This is a genomic window from Gordonia sp. NPDC003422 (assembly GCF_053588675.1).
Genome location: NZ_JBSFQL010000004.1, coordinates 1 through 18,244 on the forward strand (window position 1 = coordinate 1; position 18,244 = coordinate 18,244).

The 18,244-nt window shown below is 64.1% G+C and carries 18 protein-coding genes and 1 pseudogene; 5 read left to right on the forward strand and 14 right to left on the reverse strand.

The genetic code is table 11. The annotated features are described in order from the left end of the window. Nucleotides 1–25: 25 nt before the first annotated feature. The 5 genes from ACWDTF_RS04885 to ACWDTF_RS04905 all read right to left on the reverse strand — a co-directional run bounded on the left by ACWDTF_RS04885 (nucleotide 26) and on the right by ACWDTF_RS04905 (nucleotide 4,444). Nucleotides 26–622 (reverse strand): response regulator transcription factor, encoded by a 597-nt coding sequence (locus ACWDTF_RS04885; protein ID WP_449754019.1) that lies wholly within the window; start codon nucleotides 620–622, stop codon nucleotides 26–28. Nucleotides 623–694: 72 nt separating this feature from the next. Next, entirely contained in the window at nucleotides 695–1,489 is a 795-nt protein-coding gene (pstB, locus tag ACWDTF_RS04890) for a phosphate ABC transporter ATP-binding protein PstB (RefSeq protein WP_449754101.1), read from the reverse strand. 122 nt (nucleotides 1,490–1,611) lie between these two features. After that, nucleotides 1,612–2,532, reverse strand: coding sequence for a phosphate ABC transporter permease PstA (pstA, locus tag ACWDTF_RS04895; RefSeq protein ID WP_449754020.1), 921 nt, complete (start codon nucleotides 2,530–2,532; stop codon nucleotides 1,612–1,614). Then, entirely contained in the window at nucleotides 2,532–3,476 is a 945-nt protein-coding gene (pstC, locus tag ACWDTF_RS04900) for a phosphate ABC transporter permease subunit PstC (protein WP_449754021.1), read from the reverse strand. The genes pstA and pstC overlap by 1 nt, the downstream gene beginning before the upstream one ends. An 8-nt stretch (nucleotides 3,477–3,484) precedes the next feature. Next, a complete protein-coding gene (locus ACWDTF_RS04905; RefSeq protein WP_449754022.1) occupies nucleotides 3,485–4,444 on the reverse strand; it encodes a PstS family phosphate ABC transporter substrate-binding protein in 960 nt (319 codons plus the stop codon). A 348-nt stretch (nucleotides 4,445–4,792) separates the two neighbouring features. Here ACWDTF_RS04905 and ACWDTF_RS04910 point away from each other — a divergent pair. Further along, a pseudogene (locus tag ACWDTF_RS04910) lies at nucleotides 4,793–5,053 on the forward strand (glyoxalase/bleomycin resistance/dioxygenase family protein); the annotation flags it as partial. A 22-nt stretch (nucleotides 5,054–5,075) separates the two neighbouring features. Here ACWDTF_RS04910 and ACWDTF_RS04915 read toward each other — a convergent pair. Genes ACWDTF_RS04915 through ACWDTF_RS04935 form a run of 5 tightly spaced genes read right to left on the reverse strand, consistent with a single transcriptional unit; the run spans nucleotide 5,076 to nucleotide 8,088 of the window. Continuing rightward, on the reverse strand, nucleotides 5,076–5,486 hold the full coding sequence (locus ACWDTF_RS04915; RefSeq protein ID WP_449754023.1) for an arsenate-mycothiol transferase ArsC: 411 nt from the start codon (nucleotides 5,484–5,486) through the stop codon (nucleotides 5,076–5,078). Then, nucleotides 5,483–5,908: an arsenate reductase ArsC gene (locus ACWDTF_RS04920; RefSeq protein WP_449754024.1), complete on the reverse strand. Its 426-nt coding sequence runs from the start codon at nucleotides 5,906–5,908 to the stop codon at nucleotides 5,483–5,485. Before ACWDTF_RS04920 ends, ACWDTF_RS04915 begins: the two co-directional genes overlap by 4 nt. A 41-nt stretch (nucleotides 5,909–5,949) precedes the next feature. Beyond that, nucleotides 5,950–6,633, reverse strand: coding sequence for an arsenate reductase ArsC (locus tag ACWDTF_RS04925; protein ID WP_449754025.1), 684 nt, complete (start codon nucleotides 6,631–6,633; stop codon nucleotides 5,950–5,952). Beyond that, a complete protein-coding gene (gene arsB / locus ACWDTF_RS04930) occupies nucleotides 6,626–7,729 on the reverse strand; it encodes an ACR3 family arsenite efflux transporter (protein WP_449754026.1) in 1,104 nt (367 codons plus the stop codon). The genes ACWDTF_RS04925 and arsB overlap by 8 nt, the downstream gene beginning before the upstream one ends. Then, nucleotides 7,726–8,088 carry an ArsR/SmtB family transcription factor gene (locus tag ACWDTF_RS04935; protein ID WP_109239101.1) on the reverse strand — a complete coding sequence of 121 codons (363 nt, stop codon included), beginning with the start codon at nucleotides 8,086–8,088 and terminating at the stop codon, nucleotides 7,726–7,728. Before ACWDTF_RS04935 ends, arsB begins: the two co-directional genes overlap by 4 nt. Before the next feature lie 132 nt (nucleotides 8,089–8,220). On the opposite strand from ACWDTF_RS04935, the gene ACWDTF_RS04940 reads away from it, so the two are divergent. Beyond that, a complete protein-coding gene (locus ACWDTF_RS04940) occupies nucleotides 8,221–9,498 on the forward strand; it encodes an integrase core domain-containing protein (protein ID WP_449754027.1) in 1,278 nt (425 codons plus the stop codon). Nucleotides 9,499–9,674: 176 nt separating this feature from the next. Here ACWDTF_RS04940 and ACWDTF_RS04945 read toward each other — a convergent pair whose 3' ends face one another. Next, nucleotides 9,675–10,457 (reverse strand): M15 family metallopeptidase, encoded by a 783-nt coding sequence (locus ACWDTF_RS04945; protein WP_449754028.1) that lies wholly within the window; start codon nucleotides 10,455–10,457, stop codon nucleotides 9,675–9,677. A 55-nt stretch (nucleotides 10,458–10,512) separates the two neighbouring features. Between ACWDTF_RS04945 and ACWDTF_RS04950 the strand changes: the two genes are divergently transcribed. Continuing rightward, the gene (locus ACWDTF_RS04950; RefSeq protein ID WP_449754029.1) at nucleotides 10,513–11,217 is read left to right on the forward strand and encodes an endonuclease/exonuclease/phosphatase family protein; all 705 of its coding nucleotides are present in this window, start codon (nucleotides 10,513–10,515) and stop codon (nucleotides 11,215–11,217) included. Nucleotides 11,218–11,336: 119 nt separating this feature from the next. Here ACWDTF_RS04950 and ACWDTF_RS04955 read toward each other — a convergent pair whose 3' ends face one another. Next, nucleotides 11,337–12,137 carry an oxygenase MpaB family protein gene (locus ACWDTF_RS04955; RefSeq protein ID WP_449754030.1) on the reverse strand — a complete coding sequence of 267 codons (801 nt, stop codon included), beginning with the start codon at nucleotides 12,135–12,137 and terminating at the stop codon, nucleotides 11,337–11,339. Between the two features lie 126 nt (nucleotides 12,138–12,263). On the opposite strand from ACWDTF_RS04955, the gene ACWDTF_RS04960 reads away from it, so the two are divergent. After that, the gene (locus ACWDTF_RS04960) at nucleotides 12,264–13,418 is read left to right on the forward strand and encodes a serine hydrolase domain-containing protein (RefSeq protein ID WP_449754031.1); all 1,155 of its coding nucleotides are present in this window, start codon (nucleotides 12,264–12,266) and stop codon (nucleotides 13,416–13,418) included. 242 nt (nucleotides 13,419–13,660) lie between these two features. Here the strand turns inward: ACWDTF_RS04960 and ACWDTF_RS04965 are convergent, their stop codons facing one another. Then, the gene (locus tag ACWDTF_RS04965) at nucleotides 13,661–16,411 is read right to left on the reverse strand and encodes a cation-translocating P-type ATPase (protein WP_449754032.1); all 2,751 of its coding nucleotides are present in this window, start codon (nucleotides 16,409–16,411) and stop codon (nucleotides 13,661–13,663) included. 256 nt (nucleotides 16,412–16,667) lie between these two features. Between ACWDTF_RS04965 and ACWDTF_RS04970 the strand changes: the two genes are divergently transcribed. Next, nucleotides 16,668–17,060: a hypothetical protein gene (locus ACWDTF_RS04970; RefSeq protein ID WP_355277879.1), complete on the forward strand. Its 393-nt coding sequence runs from the start codon at nucleotides 16,668–16,670 to the stop codon at nucleotides 17,058–17,060. Here the strand turns inward: ACWDTF_RS04970 and ACWDTF_RS04975 are convergent. After that, nucleotides 17,049–18,017, reverse strand: a complete 969-nt coding sequence (locus tag ACWDTF_RS04975) for a DUF808 domain-containing protein (protein WP_449754033.1) — start codon at nucleotides 18,015–18,017, stop codon at nucleotides 17,049–17,051. The genes ACWDTF_RS04970 and ACWDTF_RS04975 overlap by 12 nt on opposite strands. Nucleotides 18,018–18,244 lie beyond the last annotated feature (227 nt).

Consider the following 18,244-nt stretch of genomic DNA (forward strand, 5'->3'; position numbering starts at 1 on the left):
CGCCACCGCGCCAACCCGAAGGTCGCTACAGTAGGAGCGCCCACAGGTGGGGAATTTCAATGAGCACACCTGGGGAACTTCCTTGAGCCTCGTCAGAAGTGAGATCGCTCCAAAACCGTTGTACGAATTGTTGCTTGGTGATCACCGCGCCGGCCGCGCTGGCTAGTTCGTAGAGCAGCTCGAACTCGAGGGCGGTCAGTACGATTGGCTGGCCGTTGAGGCGGGCACTGTATGCGCCGGGGTCGACGGACAGATCACCGACGACCAGCGCCGACGGGCCGGGCGCGGGTGCGACGTGAAGGATCGCGGCGGTTAATTGCCCGCTCTCGTAGGGGAGGTCGATGACCGGGCGGGCGCCCGCCAGCACCGCGGGCCCCAAAGTCTGGAGGTGCTCTCGGTGGTAGGCGATCAGTACCGGTAGGCCTAGTTCACCATGCGCGATCTGGGTGAACTGCTCCATCGCTAGTGCACCGAGGTCGGCATGGAGGACGACGACATCGACGTTGTGTAGGCCGATGGTCGCCGCCGCATGCAATGGATCGAGACAGGTATGCAGGTCGATAGCTTCGGCATGTAACGCTTTTCGCGCTTCCTCATCGGAACCGTTGGGGTCTACGAGCACTACCGTCGCACAACCGGGGGGCCGTCGCCTGCTGTTTCGGAGCCGTGCAGGGGTCACAAGCGGGAGCATTGCTCAGCCGAACCGGCCGGTGATGTAGTCCTCGGTCCGCTTGTCGTCAGGGTTCTCGAAAATTTTGATCGTTGAAGCGAACTCGACCAGTTCGCCGGTTCGATCTCCGGATGTTTCGTCGACGGTGGCGGTGAAGAAGGCCGTGCGGTCAGCCACGCGCGCGGCCTGCTGCATGTTGTGAGTGACGATGATGATCGTAAAGCGATCCCGCAGTTCGGTCATCAGGTTTTCGATACGCATCGTGGCGATCGGGTCCAGTGACGCGCACGGTTCATCCATGAGGATGACATCGGGTTCGACAGCGATGGTGCGAGCAATGCACAGTCGCTGCTGCTGTCCTCCGGACAGGCCGTATGCGGACTGTTTGAGCTTGTCCTTGACCTCGTCCCAGAGAGCTGCCCGGGTGAGTGCACTTTCGACGAGGTCGTCCATCGACTCAACCTTCATGCCGGTGACTCGAGGGCCGTAGGCGATGTTGTCATAGATCGACTTTGGGAACGGGTTGGGTTTTTGGAAGACCATCCCGATGCGGCGGCGTACCTCGATCGGGTCGACACCTTTGGCGTAGAGGTTCTGGCCGCGGTAGCGAACTTCCCCGGCAACCCTGGCGCCGTCGACGAGATCGTTCATCCGGTTCAATGAGCGCAGGATTGTTGACTTCCCACACCCCGACGGGCCGATGAGCGCGGTGATCTCGTTGCGCGCGAATGCCAGCGACACTTGACGTACCGCGAGGAAATCTCCGTAGAAGACATCGACGTGGTCGCACTCGAGGACGTGAACCGGGTTGGTTGACAGCTGGCGATGCGTTGCCGGGGTGGGGCGGGTGGTCAGTTCCCGAGCGGAGTCGGCAGGTGAGGTATCGGTTCGCGGATCTGTGGTGGCGGATCGTTGCTGCATCTGAGGATTCCTAGAGTTGGTCACCAGCGACGCTGATAACGGTTGCGGATGATGATGGCCAGTGCGTTCATGAGTAGGAGCATTCCCACCAAGAGGATGGAGGTGGCTGCGGCCAACTCTCGAAAGCCCGCCTGCGGTGCGCCTGTCCAGCCATAGATTTGAATCGGCATGGTGGTGAATCCGCTCATCAGGCCGTTGGGGTCGAAGGAGATGAATACCAGCGCGCCGAGGAGTAGCAGGGGCGCTGCTTCGCCGAGGGCCCGCGAGAGTGCCAGGATGGTGCCGGTCGCGATTCCGGGGATGGCCGAAGGAAGGGTGATGCGCCAGGCCGTCTGCAGTTCGGACGAGCCCAAAGCCAGGGACCCTTCTCGCATTTCCCGCGGTACAGCGCGCAGCGACTCGCGGGTCGCGATGATGATGACAGGCAGGATGAGCAGCGCGAGCGCCAACGCGCCACCGATCACGATGTTCTTGTTGCCCACGCCAATCAGTGCGAGCGTGCCGATGGCGAGCATGCCGTAGATGATCGACGGGATTGCCGAGAGGTTCTGGATGTTGACCTCGATGAGGCGGTTGATCCAGTGTTTGCGGTCGGCGAACTCTTCGAGATGGAGTGCGGCCGCAATACCGAGTGGGATGGCCAACACCGCAGTGGTGCCGATGACCCACATCGATCCGAGGATGGCTGGCCGGGCACCGGCTTCGGCCGGCCTCGACGAGGGATATTCGGTGAACAGGTCGGTGTTCAACCGTCCCGCGCCCTCCGAGAGCGTGGTGACGATCAATGCCACCAAGGTGGCGAAAGCGACGAACAGACTCAGCCACAGCAGGATAAGAAACACCATCGCTGCCGGGCTGCGTTCCTTGCTGCGGCCGTTGGCAGGTATCGGAGTCTGTGTGTTAGCAGCAGTATCGCTGCGTATCGGGGTGTTGAGTGACATCAGTACTCCTGTCGGAAGCGGCGGACGAGTTTGATGCTGACGGCGTTGACGCCCAAGGTCAGTACGAACAGCAAGAGCCCGACGGCGAAGAGAGTGTTGTACTCCAGCGAGCCCACTCGTGAATCGCCAAGAGCCATGCGGGCGATGAACCCGGTCATAGTCGCTCCCTCCATCGTCGGGTCTGTGACCATTTGGGGACGCGCGCCCGCGGCGATGGCCACGATCATCGTTTCGCCGATAGCCCGGGATATTCCGAGCACGATGGCCGCGACGATCCCGGACAGGGCGGCTGGGAAGACGACGCGTAGCGATGTCTGCATGCGGTTGGCGCCCAGCGCCGAGGATCCCTGGCGTAGCGCCAGCGGGACCGCAGACATTGCGTCCTCTGACAGCGAGGCGATGGTCGGAATGATCATCACCCCCATCACCAGACCTGCAGCCAGGATGGAGAATGTACCGACATCCAGGCTGAGCCATCCCTGCAGGATCGTCGGCGCCACAAACGACAGCGCGAAAAACCCGAAGACCACGGTGGGTATGCCAGCAAGCAGTTCCAGGATCGGTTTAAGCCACTTACGCACTTGCGGGCGGGCGTATTCGGCGAGGTAGATTGCCACTCCCAGCCCGCAGGGCACCGCCACCGCAAGAGCGATGGCGGTGGTCCACAGGGTGGCGGTAACCAGCGGGAGCACCCCAAACGACGGGTTGGCGAACTGGGGAGCCCACCGGGTGCCGGTCAGAAACTCCCATACCGAGACGTCAGCGAAGAAGCTCAGTGCAGGGATCAGAAGCGAGATCACGATCCCCACGGTGATCGCAATTGAGAGCCACGCCGCCAATTGCAACAGCAGATGGACTAGCCGTTCGCCGTAACGCGACGTGCCACGGGTGACTGAGTATTCTTCGTTGGGTCGTTTAGCGGGAGCCAGTGTCGGAGTGCTCATCGTGGATCTCAGCCGACGAGGCTGCCAAGTTCTCTCTGTGCGGTCTGCTTCTGTTCATCGGTCAGGTCGATGAACAGGGCGTCTTCGGCAACCTGCTCCTCGTTGTCGATGTAGAAGTCGACAAAACCACGTACCGCTGGCTTGTCGGTGTAGCTCTTGTTGTTGACGTAGATGAACAGCGGCCGACCCAGCGGGGCGTAGGTGCCGTCCTGGACGGTCTGCTTGCTCGGCGTGATGCACCCCGCGCCATTGTCGACGGCGACGAGTTTGACCGCCTCGGAGTTCTCCTCGGCATAGCTCAGCCCAAAGAAGCCGAGCGCGCCTTTGGAGCCGCTGACACCCTGCACAGTCAGGTTGTCATCCTCAGACGGCGTGTAGTCGGTGCGGATCGCGCCTTCCTCACCGTTGATCGCTTCGGTGAAGTAGTCGAAGGTACCCGAATCGGTGCCGGCGCCAAACAGGTCAAGTTTCTCGTTGGGGAACGATGGATCCACTTGGTTCCAGGTGGTTACCGTGTTCTCTGACTGCGGACCCCAGATCGTTGCCAACTGCTTGGTCGTCAGGCAGTCCGCCCACTCGTTCTCAGGGTTGACCACGAGAGACAAGCCATCGTTGGCCACGATGATCTCGGTGAACTCCACACCGCTCTTCGCGCAAGCCGCCTTCTCGTCCTCGCTGATCGGTCGTGAGGCGTCAGAGATGTCCGTTTCGCCGGCACAGAAGCGCTTGAACCCGCCTCCGGTCCCCGAGGTCGCCACGGTGACGTTGACACCCGGTTCTTGATCTCGGAACATCGTCGCCGCCGCCGAGCTCAACGGCTCGACCGTCGAGGACCCGTCCACGATGACATCTCCACTGAGTCCGTCACCGGACGATCCGCTCGAGCTTTGTCCACCACACGCCGCCAGGCTCAACGCCATGCCGGACACGGCGAGCGCCACTAGCGCACTTTTCCGAAGGGCAAACACCTGTCAAATCCTGTCTGTAGGTGAACGATTGGAAGGCCGAACTGATCAAGCCCACACGGACGTATAGAACAGTGTCTATATGAATGGGGGGTGAACACGGAGGGGTACGCGAGTGAAAAATAGACCGACGTCTATATGTAGTCAGTGGGGAATCCGGCGACTGCCTGCGATGCCCGCCGGGATGGCCCGACGGCAGCCAGAACACGGGGATCTCAGTGCCGCGATACCGACGCAGGAACCTGCACTGTTGGCGCCAGGTGGTGGATGCATTCCATCTGACAAACGTTCGAAAGGTCACGAATCTCAGGCCCACCGGGGTCAGCTGCTTCAGCACTCGACGTGCACCCGATCGCGCGGCTGTCCGGTGAGGGCCTGTTCACGCAGGAGGAGATCAACTCGACCTGTTGTTTCGCGACGCAGGACAAGGTGTGGGTGACCGGCCCGGCGAAGGAGAAGTGGGAGGTCTACACCGTGCTCGCTGACTCCGAGACGTTCGGGGCCAGCCCGAAACTGTTGGAACAGAACGCCACCGAGGACGCCGAGCAGGGCTCGGTGTGCTGCGGCGGCAGCGCCGCAGACCAGGCCGAGGCGCGCACAGCCTGCTGCTGACAGCCTCGGTTCGCGTTCTCGCCTACCGCGCGATGCGGTCGGCGAGGGCGCGGATCCGGTTGGTGATGTCGTCGCGGATTAGTCGCATCCGTTCGATACCGTCGATGCCCCGTTCGGAGGGTTCGTCGGTGTTCCACACTTCGAGGGCGACGCCGTCGGGTGGGGTGACGTCGGCGGTGCCGACCACCACGACGAGATCTGCAGTTTGCATCAGTTCGTCGGTGAGTTGCCGCGGCTGATGCCCGTCCACGGTGGCGCCGACTTCGGCGAGCGCCTGGGCGGACAGGTCGTTGACCTGGCCGCCGATCTTCGCGCTGGTGCCGGCCGAGGACGGGGTGATCCGGTCGGTGACCGTGGGTGCGAGGTGTTCGGCCATCACCGATTTGCCGCGGTTGGACACGCACACGAACAGCACCTGCGGTGGTGTGCTCACTGGCCGACCTGCTGGTCGGCGGGTACCAGTTCGTCGAGGAGGTTCGCGACGAGTCCGCGGATCTGATCGCGGATAGGGCGGACCGCGTCGATGCCTTGGCCGGCTGGGTCGTCGAGGGCCCAGTCCCGGTAGCTGACGCCGGGGAACACCGGGCATGCATCGCCACAGCCCATGGTGATCACCACGTCGGAGGATTCGACGGTGTCGGGGGTGAGGATCTTCGGTGACTGTGCGGAGATGTCGATACCGGCTTCGGCCATCGCCTCGACCGCGGCCGGGTTGATGGAGTCGGCGGGAGCAGATCCGGCGGAGCGGACCTCGACGCTGCCCTGGCTCAAGGCGGTGAGGAAGCCGGCTGCCATCTGCGATCGGCCAGCGTTGTGGACACACACAAACAGCACGCTAGGTCGAGATGTAGACATGAGACACAAGCCCTTTCAGCGGTGAAGGAACATCAGGTACGTCACACACGTTCGGTGGTGAGTTCGGTGAGAAGATCACGAACTCGGGCGTCAAGATCGTCGCGGATCGCGCGAACCTCGTCGAGGGGGCGGCCCTGGGGGTCTGAGACCGTCCAGTCCAGATAGCGTTTGCCGGGATAGATCGGACACGCGTCGCCGCAACCCATGGCTACGACCACGTCGGCGGCGGCGACTACATCGTCGGTGAGCGGTTTGGGGTACTGCGTGCCCAAGTCGACGCCGATCTCGCTCATTGCTTCGACGACGGTCGGGTTGATCGAGTGCGCGGGTGCTGACCCGGCCGAGCGCACGTGTACCCGCCCAGCGGCGTGGTGGGTCAACAATCCTGCGGCCATCTGCGAGCGGCCGGCGTTCTGCACGCAGATGAACAAGACCTCGGGCACATCCTTGGGCACCGATCCATCGGATTGGGCCAGGGCGCGTAACCGATCAGCAGCGAACCGGCCCGCCAAGGTCGTCAGGTGCGCATGCACCCGGGAGGTGCGCCGTAACGCGGTGTAGGACTCGAACACACAGCGTTCCACCGTCTGGCGAGACACCACCCCCTCATACTTGACGGCCAAGTCAGCTGCGGTACGGGCGAGCACGGTATGAGGCATCAACAGTTCGGGTTGGGCGCGGTGTTCACCGCGACTCAGCTGCTCGTCCAACACATTCTCAGGCATCGCGAACAGGCTCCTTCGACACATCCGGGCTGGAGGCAGTGGTTGGCGTGGTGAAGCGTTTCCGCAGTGCCAGGGACACGTACACGAGGGCGACGAGGACAGGGACCTCGATGAGTGGGCCGATGACTCCGGCCAGGGCCTGGCCGGAGGTCGCACCGTAGGTGGCGATCGCCACGGCGATGGCGAGCTCGAAGTTGTTGCCCGCAGCGGTGAACGCGAGCGTCGTGGTGCGCTCGTATCCCAGTCCCATCGCGGCGCCGAGAACGAAGCCGCCGCCCCACATCACCGCGAAGTAGATCAGCAGCGGGAGAGCGATCCGCACGACGTCCCAGGGCTGGGAGGTGATCTGTTCACCCTGCAGCGCGAACAGGATGACGATCGTGAACAGCAGACCGTAGAGCGCCCACGGCCCGAGACGCGGTAGAAAGACGGACTCGTACCAGTCGCGACCTTTCGTCCGTTCGCCGATGCGGCGGGTGAGGTAGCCGGCGACCAGGGGGATTCCGAGGAAGATCAGCACCGATTTCGCGATCTGCCACGGCGAGGTGTCGATGGTCGTCTGTTCCAGGCCGAGCCATCCGGGTAGCACCGAGAGGTAGAACCAGCCCAGCACGGCGAACATGATCACCTGGAACACCGAGTTCAGTGCGACGAGGACGGCAGCGGCTTCGCGGTCGCCGCATGCCAGGTCGTTCCAGATGATGACCATCGCGATACAGCGCGCCAGACCGACGATGATCAGTCCGGTCCGGTACTCCGGTAGGTCGGGGAGCAGAAGCCAGGCCAGCGCGAACATCAACGCGGGTCCGACGATCCAGTTCAGCAGCAGCGATCCCAGCAGCAGGCGACGATCGCCGGTGACCGAGTCGAGTCGGTCGTAGCGCACCTTCGCCAGCACCGGATACATCATGATCAGCAGTCCGAGAGCGATCGGCAGCGAGATGCCGTCGATCTCCACGGCCGCCAGGGCGTCTCCCAGGCCGGGAACGTTGCGGCCCAGCAGCAGGCCGGCGACCATCGCGGCGCCGATCCACACCGGCAGGAATCGGTCCAGCATCGACAGCTTGCCCGCGACCGCGGTGTCGGGGGCGGTCACTGGCCCACCTCACACGAGCGTGTTTCCCCCACGACCGTGGCGAGATCGTCCAGCAGGTCCGACAGTTGCTGCAGCGCTTCAGCGTTCACCCGGTAGTACACCCACGTCGCGCGGCGCTCACTGGTCACCAAGCCCGCTTCGCGCAGCACCTTCAGGTGATGTGAGATCGTCGGCTGCGACAGCTCGAAGGGTCCGGAAATGTCGCACACGCAGGCTTCGCCTCCCGGATGCGCGGCAACCTCGGACAACAACCGCAACCGAACCGGGTCCGCAAGCGCCTTCAACAGTGGGGTGACAGCCCCGGTCTGGTCACCACTGAGGCCGCGGCCCGGTGGCAGCAGAAGATTCTTATTCGACACTCGTCAATATTGACATACGTCGATGCAAGCGACAAGGCGTCGATTCCGTTTAGCGGGTACGACACGCCCGATGGGCTCCAGCCAAGCCGGCACCCTGGCCTTCGGTTCACACTGCAAGCACTCGACGCTCAGGTGGTGGTAGTTAACGAACCTATCGATCCTGTCGTGCGGCTGGCGATCTCGCAGTGGCCTGATGATGCACCCCGCGGAGCGGTCTCGACATTCTGCGCCGAACACGGGATTTCGCGGAAGTCGTTCTACGAGTTGCGTAAACGAGCACGAGCGGATGGGCCGTCGGCGGTCCTGGAACCCCGCACCCGCCGCCCGAAGTCGAGCCCGTCAGCGCTCAATGACGAGGTCAAAGCGCAGGCGGTGGCCGTGCGCGCCGCTCTGGAAGCCTCAGGTCTGGATCACGGGCCGATCAGCGTGCACGACAAGATGCAGTCGATGGGGTTGACTCAGGTGCCCTCAACGGCCTCGCTGGCCCGGATCTTCCGCGAAGCCGGTGTCGCTCGCCGTGAGCCAAAGAAGAAGCCCCGCTCGGCGTGGCGGAGGTTCGTCTACCCGGCGCCGAATGCGTGCTGGCAACTCGATGGCACCGAGTACGTCCTGACCGGTGGACGCAGGTGCGTCATCCTGCAGCTCATCGACGATCGCTCTCGCTACGCCGTGGGCTCACATGTGGCCGCAGGCGAAACGGCTGAGGCTGCGATCGCCGTGTTCGACAAGGCAGTGACCGCCCACGGAGTACCTCAACGACTCCTCACCGACAATGGGCCCGCGCTCAACCCCTCGCGGCGCGGCCGTCTCGGTCAGCTCGTCGAGCACGTCCGCGTGCTCGGGGTGGAAACGATCACCGGCAAGCCCTACAAGCCGACCACGCAGGGAAAGAACGAGCGATTCCATCAGACGTTGTTCCGGTATCTGGACAAGCAGCCATTGGCTGACACCCTGGCCGAGCTGCAGGCCCAGGTTGATGCGTTCGATCACATCTACAACACCCAACGGCCTCACCAGGGCCTGCCAGGGCGCGTCACGCCACTGGCCGCGTGGCAAGCCACACCGAAAGCCCATGCGCCACACCCGATAGCCGGTGGATCACTGTTCAATCGGCCTACATCGCGCCCGCCCGCGCCGCGCCCAACCGCCGATCTACCCGAGGGCGTCCTGGTCAGGACTGTCAGCACTTCCGGCACCATCAGCGTGGACTCAGTCACCTACATGGTCGATGTGGACCACGCCTTCGACCAGGTCCTCGTCGTCGCCGACGACAGCGCGATCGTCATCGCGAACACCGATGGAGAGGTCGTAGTCGAACACCCTCGACCCGCTTCCGGAGTTCGCTACGTCGGCAACCGACAACCCCGCGGCCCACGCCCCACGAAGACCAGACCGTCACCGAAGTCCTGACACACCAGCTGTCACCGAAGTCCTGACACAGAACTGTCACCGAAGACCCGATACATCACACATCCGATGCTCACCCCCGAAAGCCGCCCCTCGAACCCGTGTTCGGGAGTACCCGCTCCGAGCGGGCCTCGCAAGGGATTTCTCGAGAATTCTTTCGATGAGTTTCTGGCGGCTGGTCAGTAGGGCGGTACGTCGATGATCGGTCGTCGGACGTCCGCGCCGGCACCGTCGAAGTGCCACCACTCGCCCGAGTACACCGACAGCCCGCCTGCCGACATCGCGGCCCGCAATCTCGCGCGATTGCGTTGCGCCGCGGCCGACACCCCGTCGGTGGCATAGGCCGTCGCCGCCGGGGTGAAAGAGTCGAAGTCGGTACCCATCTCCACGAGGCAGCGGTCGGCGATGCGGCGATTCGCCGGGCAACCCGCGCGACGAGCCGCCAACGTCACGTCGACCGACCGACCCGACTCATGGCTCCGCGAATACGGCCCCGGCGCCGCAACCCACGCGGGATTCGACACCTTCTCGTACATCGTCTGCTGCACCGAATGCGGGCGGTAACAGTCCCAGAACACCAACACCTCGTTGCTGCGTCGCAGTTCTTGCGCGGCTCGGCGCAAGCCCGGACCCATCGATCGATGAACCAGGCAGCGCGCGTTCGCCGGATACAGCCGCACCCCGACGAAGTTGTGCGGGGTCGCGTAGCGCAGGTCGATCAGCGCGTCGGGCACGACGCTACGGACATCGATGAAACCGACAGACCGGGCGTCCGATGACACTGGCGGAATCCGCGTCGGCGAAACGGTGACGCTGCCTGGCGGCGAGATGATCGACGGGCTCACATTCTGCGATGGCGACGCCGAAGCCGAACGTTGCGAGAGGGTTTCGTTGGCGCACCCGACCGCGACGGTGCCGGCCAGCAGAAGGGTGACCAACCGCAGAATCGATCGTCGACGCATTGGTGTGTTTCTACCACGTGTGGGACGTCCAGGCGTCGAGTCATAGGCTTGCCTCGTGGATGCGCACACCATCACCGTGGCCTCGTGGAACACCGAATGGGCGCCGACGTCCGGCAGGGGTGCGGCGGTACGCAGGCAGATCTGTGCCGTCGACGCTGACGTCTGGATCGTGACCGAGGGGCAACACTGGTTGCTCCCCGACCACGGGCATGTCGTCGATGCAGGTGACGACTGGGGATACGACGCTGCTGCCCATCGCCGCAAGACTCTGCTGTGGTCCCGCTGGCCGCTGACCGAGATCGTCCAGCTCGACCGGGGCGCCGGGAAAGGCCGCGTGGTAGCTGCTCGGAACCACACTCCAATCGGGGAGATTCAGATTCTGGCTGTGTGCATCCCGTGGTCGAGCGCGCACGTGACCACCGGGCGAAAGGATGCGACCAACTGGTCGGAGCATCTCGAGTGTTGCGACCAGATCGAGGAGCTGGCAAGTCGTTTCGATGACCGGCTGCCTACTGTGGTGGCCGGCGACTTCAATCAGCGGATACCTCGTGCGCGCCAACCGATCCGAGTGGCGCAACGTCTGACCGACCTGCTGTCGCCCTGGCGGGTGCATTCGGCCGGCGAGGTCGAGCATGGACCACTGATCGATCATGTCGCGTCAACGATGGAGTGCGTCGAACTTCGGACCTGGCCGGGGCAGATCGACGGAGTCAGATTGAGTGATCACGCGGGCGTGGTGTGCCGGCTTGGTCGACTCTGATCGGGCATTCGAGGCTCCTCGCTGGGCTTGTCGAACTCGGTGTTGCGGCCAGGTGGGTAGCGACGTGAACTGGCAGATTGGTTGTTTGCGGATCGGGCAGCGGATGGTGTGCCCCGATCTCAGCGATCAGAAGATCTCCGACGCGCGGCAATCACCCTGTCGCGCACCTCGTCTGGCCAGATGTTCCGTGTCGGTGCCACCGCGTCGATGGCCGAAAGCCTTGACGCATAACGCTTCAGGGCGCGTCGGTCTCCGTCGGACTGCGTGATGCCCAGGTACTCGGCGGCGACCGGGTGCTGGATGGCCCGCACTGCGGCGGTAGGGAGCTTCTTGAAGAACCAGTAGTCGGGTCGCAGGAGTTGATCGCGGTACCAGGCCAGGCCAGGTTCGGGGTCGAGTTCGGTCGCGAGTGCATATGCGAAGTACTCGTCGAACTCGGCAAGGGTCGCGGGCATCACGCGCGACGAGATACCGAAGCGGCGATACCACTCGCAGGTCTCGGCGTAGAGCTGTTCCCGCATTGGCTCGGTCAGGCCGCCGAAGAAGACATCGACACACGTGAACAGGGCGTCGACGTAGGTGGCGTGTTCGAAGAAGAACACGTCGGGGTTGAGCGCGTGGTAGCGCCGACCGTCGGGGCGTTGGCCGTGGAACTCGTCGTGGCTGTAGCGGATCATGCGCACCTCGTCGAAGTCCGCGTCGTACGCCGACCGCACGATGCACGGTGCCGTGCGCTGCTTGTGCACAAAGACGCGGCGCTTGACCAGCGAGAACTCGTGGGTGGCCGACGCGATCGACGGGTGCAGCATCTGTAGCGACACCGCACGGCAGATCGACATGACGAACCGGCGGTCGCCGAGATAGCGCCACAGCAGTGAGTTCTCGTCGAGCGTGACATCTGCGTCGTTGCTGATGGTCATCGTGGCACCCCCGTCGGACCGATTATCTGATCACAACTGTAGTCAGACTTGGCCGCCGTTTCGCCCCCGGTCACCAAACTGCGACCTACCATCGAGACGCGGGGATCACCGAGTGAGGAGACCGACGTGGGCAATGGCGCCGACATCGAGGTACACGGCGAAGCGGACTCGCGCTTCGCCGGCGTCCGGGACGCGCTATCCGAGCAACTTGCGTCGGGTGAAGAGCTCGGTGCCGCGATCGCCGTGGATATCGACGGCGACCTCGTGGTCGACCTGTGGGGCGGTCACCGCGATGCGGCTCGCACGCTGCCGTGGGACCGCGACACCATCGTCAACGTGTGGTCGACGACCAAGGAGGTCACCGCCCTCGCGGTGCTGATGCTGGTCGAGCGGGGCCTGGTGGATCTGTACTCGCCGGTGGCCACCTATTGGCCGGAGTTCGCGCAGAACGGCAAGGAAGCGATCGAGGTGCGCCACGTCATGGCGCACACGTCGGGGGTATCGGGCTGGGATCAGCCGTTCACCATCACCGACATGTACGACTGGGACAAATCCGTCGGCCAGTTGGCCCGGCAGGCGCCGTGGTGGGAGCCGGGTACCGCGTCGGGCTATCACGCGCAGAACCAGGGGCATCTGCTCGGTGAGATCGTGCGACGCGTGACCGGCAAGCACCTCAAACAGTTCGTCGCCGACGAGATCGCCGGGCCGCTCGGCGTCGACCTCCAGATCGGGGCCAAGCCCGAGGACGACGAGCGGATCGCCGAGATCATCCCGCCACCGCCGCTCGATCTCGACTTCTCGTCGGTGCCCGCCGACTCGCCGATGATCCGCACCTTCACCGGTCCGGTCGCAAGTGCCAACGCCGCCAACAGCATTGCGTGGCGTCGTGCCGACATGGGCGCGCTCAACGGACATTCGAATGCCCGTGCGCTGGCGCGAACACTGTCGGCGATCTCTCGCGGTGGGTCGGTCGATGGCGTGAACCTGTTGTCCGAGAAGACGATCGACCACATCTTCGACGAGCAGGCGCGCGGCGTGGATTTGGTTCTCGGCGTGCCGTTACGCTTCGGGATCGGATTCGGCCTGCCTGAGCCGGTGACCGTACCCTCGCTGCCCGACGAGCGGATCTGCTTCTGGGGCGGGTGGGGTGGATCGATCACCGCGATGTTCCCCGACCGGCGACTCACCATCTCCTATGTCATGAACAAGATGGCGCCGGGCATCATCGGGTCGGACCGATCTGACGCCTACATCCGCGCGATCCTGGCGGCCGTGCCGTAACTTCGTGGCCGCTTCCCTCCGCTCCCTGAGGTGTGAGGAGCGCAAGCGACGAGCCTCGAAGGGCAGGTGACGAACGCTGATCTCCCTCCTCATCGTCCTGCTCGTCCTCGGCACTGCCGCCTCGGCCTGCGCCGTCATCGCGGCCTACGTCTACCTTCGGGATCGCCCCGACCGCGATCGCGAGACTCGAGATCGACTGGCACGACGATGGCTTGTGGCCACCGCCATTCTGGGGTTGTCGGTCATCGTGTTGCGGTTTGTGTGGGTGTTGTTGCTGTGATCCCCTGTACCGGAAAGGCAATACGCACCACGGCCTTCCGGATCTCCTCCGCCCAGAGCACCGACGATGCGACCGCCACCGCGAACGCCCACTGCGGAGCAGTCAGCGACGTGGTGTCGAAAAGGTTCTGCAGGAAACCGACATTCAGCACCGCGATCTGCAGGATGATCACGCCGACGATGGCGAACCACACGGCCTGATTGGTGAACGTCTGCAACGAGAACACCGAGTGGCGATCCGACCGCACGTTGAGCAGGTTGAAGACCTGGTAGAAGACGAAGGTCGTGAAGCCCAGAGTTGTTGCGAACAGGGCGTCGTCGGCGCTGTCGGGGAAGATGTCGTCGGCGAAGACGAGCACGAGGATCGTGCCCACCGACATCACGACACCCAGGAACAGGATGCGGACCAACCGATTTCGGTTGAGGAGTTGTTCCGACGGTGACCGTGGTTTCTCACGCATGACGTCGGGTTCGGTGGGGTCGACGCCGAGCGCCAGCGCCGGCGGGCCGTCCATGATGATGTTGACCAACAGGATCTGCAGCGCCGTGAACGGTGCGCCGCCGGCGATCCCGAACACCCCCGCGGTGAGGAAGATGATCACGAATCCCCATGCGGTGGTGAGCTGGAACTTCACGAACTTGATGATGTTCGCGTAGATGCCGCGCCCATCACGCACGGCCGCGACGATGGTGGCGAAGTTGTCGTCTGTGAGGATCATCTTGGCGGCGCCCTTGGAGACGTCGGTGCCGGTGATCCCCATGGCGATGCCGATGTCGGCCTGTTTGAGCGCGGGTGCGTCGTTGACGCCGTCACCGGTCATGGCGACGACGTCACCCGCCTTCTGGAGGGATTCGACGTAGCGGATCTTGTGTTCGGGCGCGACCCGGGCCAGGACCCCGAATCCTTCAGCACGAGATACGAGTTGGTCGTCGTCGATCTGGTCGAGGTCACTACCCGACACGGAGTCGCCGTCGATGCCGAGATCGTGGGCGATCGCGCTCGCGGTGGTGAGGTGGTCGCCGGTGATCATGTGGACGCCGATGCCTGCACCGTGGGCGATCTTGATGGCTTCCCGCGCCTCGGGGCGTGGCGGATCCAAGATGCCGACGACGGCGTAGACGACGAGGTCCTGCACCGCGTCGAACAATCCCTCCACGTCGGACGGCAGTGTTTCCAGGGTGCGCCCGGCGATCATCAAGGTGCGCAGCCCCTGGCGTGCAAGGGAATCCACCGCGTCGGTGATGCGGTCACGGTCGGCGTCGGTGAGTTCACGCTCGCCGTCGCCACCGCGCAGACGATTGGCGCGAGTCAGCAGAACGCCCGGCGCACCCTTCGCGTAACAGCGCACCCGGTCCTGCGGGTTGGGTGTGCTGGTCTCGTGGAAGGTGGCCATGAACTTGTAGTCGGAGTCGAACGGAACCTCACCGAGGCGCGGATGACTTTCGCGCGCACCCGCGACGTCGATGCCGCCCTTTTCGGCGAGGACGACGAGCGCACCCTCGGTGGGGTCGCCGACGAGCGTTCCCTCGGAGACCGACGCGTCGTTGCACAGCGACATCGCCAGGTAGGCGCGGCGGAAGTCGGGCAGCGGTTCCTCACCGTCGCTGAGGATGTTGCCGTCGGTCGCGTACCCCTCACCGGTGACGCGGTAGCTCTTGCCGCCGGCCAGGAAGCGTCGCACCGTCATCTCGTTGAGCGTGAGCGTGCCGGTCTTGTCGGTCGCGATCTGGGTGGTGCTTCCCAGCGTCTCGACCGCGGCGAGCTGTTTGATGATGGCGCCGCGTTTCGCCAGCCGCGACGCACCCAGCGCGAGAGTGAACGCGACGACGGCGGTCAGGCCTTCGGGGATGGTCGCGACGGCAAGCGACACGGCGGTGAGGAGGAGGTCGTCCCACGACTCGCCACGAAGCAGACCCAGAACGAACACGATCACGACCACGACGATCGCGATGATCGTCAGCAGTGTCGCCAGCTGATCGATGCGACGCTGCAGTGGGGTCTTGTCGGTGCCCGCCGAGCCGAGCAGCCCGGCGATCTTGCCGATCTGGGTGTGCATGCCGGTCGCCGTGACCACCATGACGGCGCGGCCGCGGGTGATCTCGGTGTTCATGTAGAGCATGTTGGTGCGGTCGCCGACGGGGAGGTCGGGGTCGTCGAGGGCTTCGGTGGTCTTGTCGACGGGCTGCGACTCACCGGTGAGCGCCGCCTCGGCCACCTGCAATCGCGCCGCCTCGACCACTCGGCCGTCGGCTGGTATCGCGTCACCGGCCTCGAGGAGAACGACGTCGCCGGGCACCAGATCGGTGCGATCGATCTGCTGCTCACGACCGTCGCGCCGGACGCGGGATCGCGCGATGGACATCGTCTGCAGCGCCTTGAGACTCTCCTCCGCGCGCGACTCCTGGACGTAATTGAGCACCGTGTTCAACGTGATGACCAGCAGGATCACCACCGGCGTCTCCCACTCGTGCGACACCCCCGCGCTCACGGCGGCGGCCGCGATGAGCACCAGCGTCATCTTGTCGGCGAGCAGCCGGACGATCTTGCGCAGAGCTGATTCGCCGGCTTGTTCGTCGAGCCGGTTGGCGCCGGAGGTTTCGCGTCGATGCGCTGCTTCGGTGTCGGAAAGTCCCTGTGCGGTATCGACATTCAGGGTCGTGGTGATGGTGTCCGGACTCGACGTGTGGACGGCGTCGGGGTCGATGTCAGCCATGGCGCTCCTTCGCGACGTCCCGCGTTCGAGCACGGGGTCTCACCGTGAATCTGTGTTGAGCTAAGCACAGATCACTACTCGTCGGGCGCTTGCCGACTCCCTGGCAGATCTGGTGTCTTCCCGCACGACGTCGTGGTGAGATCCGCATCGATGACACGTGACATGGGCGTCAACTGGATAATCCAGACGACGACGCTGACCGGTGTCATCGGTGCGGATGTCACAGTCAAGAAACAACGAGTTCTCGGAGGTAACGATGCCGACCAACGGTTGGGAGTTCTGGCGTCTCATCCGCGTCGACGATGAGTCCGTGGACTGGCTGGCAGCCACCAAGCCGAACGCCCGCGCTTTCATCGATCAGCGCAAGGTGTGGACGCTGATCCCGAACCGATCGATGTTCATCGCCAACTGGTTTGTGACCGAGGACCATCACCGCGGCTCCGATTACTTGTGGACCCACGAGAACATCGACGTCGACGAAGCGCGCGAGATCGCACTCGAGGTTCCCGACATTGGTGGCGACGAGTTGCAGCGCATCACCAGCCCCAAAGCTGGACTGACGCTGGACCAGATCGACCGCTATCCGGTGGAGAAGGTGCTGGGCAACCGCGTGGCGACAGTGTTGAGTGCTCGGCGATCACGCCGCTGACTCAGCAGGCTCCTTCTTTTTGCGCCGCGGGATGAAGTGCATGATCACCACGATGATCGCGCCGACCACCAATCCCACGAGCGCCGACACCACCGTCCCAGCGGTCCAACTCAACAGTCCCCCGAATCCATGGGCGAGTTCTTCGAACCAGTGCTCGATGTCGTGTAGACGGTCGGCGGGCCAGTGGAATCCGGCCTCGCCGACGTTGACGATCAGAATGTGGCCACCGACCCACAGCATGGCGGCGATACCGACGACGGTGAGCGTGGACATGATCTTCGGCATCGCCTTGACCAGGCCACGCCCAATTCGCTGGCTGACCGTCGACTCGCGCTGCGCCAACGACAGCCCGACGTCGTCCATCTTGACGATCACTCCGACCACGCCGTAGACGAGGATCGTGATGAGGAAGGCGACGACGATGAGCACCAACAGCCGTGTCAGGAATGGTTCGGATTCCACCGACGACAACGAGATCACCATGATCTCCGCCGACAAGATGAGGTCGGTGCGGATCGCGCCGTTGACCATCGTCTTCTCGAACTCCGGGCCCTTCTCCGCAGCCGGCACGTCGTCGTCGGCGTGGTCGTGGGAGTGTCCACCGCCGAACGCCTCGTACACCTTCTCGGCGCCCTCGTAAGAGAGGAACAGACCGCCGGCGATCAGCAGATACGGCAGCGCCTGAGGAAGAAACTGACTGAGGATCATCGCCACCGGCAGGATGATCAGCAGCTTGTTGCGAATCGAGCCGACGGCGATCTTGCGGACGATCGGCAGCTCGCGGTCGGGGGTGAAGCCGTGGACGTACCGCGGCGTCACGGCGGTGTCGTCGACGACCACCCCGGCCGCCTTGACGCTGGCCTTACCGGCTGCCGCGCCGATGTCGTCGATCGACGCCGCGGCCACCTTGGTCAGGGCCGCGATGTCGTCGAGCAGGGCAACGAGGCCACCAGCCACAGAAACCTCCAGAGAAGCGAAGCACGAGTCAACGAACAGTATGGCCCACCGGTCAGTCTGACCGGGATCGGCAATATGCCCGATGCGCGTGCTGCCATGGCCGGCCCAGTCCGGAGGCGTGCGAGTTCGCTGGCTCGGACCGTGAATTCGCCACGTTCGCGGGCATGTCGAAGTGCGTGTTCGACGGCGGTCTCGCCCTCTGTTCGGGGAGGTCATCGTCCTCGCCC

Bases quoted from the DNA above. Each gene is read 5' to 3' on its own strand.
- pstA (WP_449754020.1), bottom strand. From the start codon at position 2,532: ATGTCACTCAACACCCCGATACGCAGCGATACTGCTGCTAACACACAG.
- pstC (WP_449754021.1), bottom strand. From the start codon at position 3,476: ATGAGCACTCCGACACTGGCTCCCGCTAAACGACCCAACGAAGAATAC.
- ACWDTF_RS04920 (WP_449754024.1), bottom strand. From the start codon at position 5,908: ATGTCTACATCTCGACCTAGCGTGCTGTTTGTGTGTGTCCACAACGCT.
- ACWDTF_RS04925 (WP_449754025.1), bottom strand. From the start codon at position 6,633: ATGCCTGAGAATGTGTTGGACGAGCAGCTGAGTCGCGGTGAACACCGC.
- ACWDTF_RS04945 (WP_449754028.1), bottom strand. From the start codon at position 10,457: ATGCGTCGACGATCGATTCTGCGGTTGGTCACCCTTCTGCTGGCCGGC.
- ACWDTF_RS04955 (WP_449754030.1), bottom strand. From the start codon at position 12,137: ATGACCATCAGCAACGACGCAGATGTCACGCTCGACGAGAACTCACTG.
- ACWDTF_RS04965 (WP_449754032.1), bottom strand. From the start codon at position 16,411: ATGGCTGACATCGACCCCGACGCCGTCCACACGTCGAGTCCGGACACC.
- ACWDTF_RS04970 (WP_355277879.1), top strand. From the start codon at position 16,668: ATGCCGACCAACGGTTGGGAGTTCTGGCGTCTCATCCGCGTCGACGAT.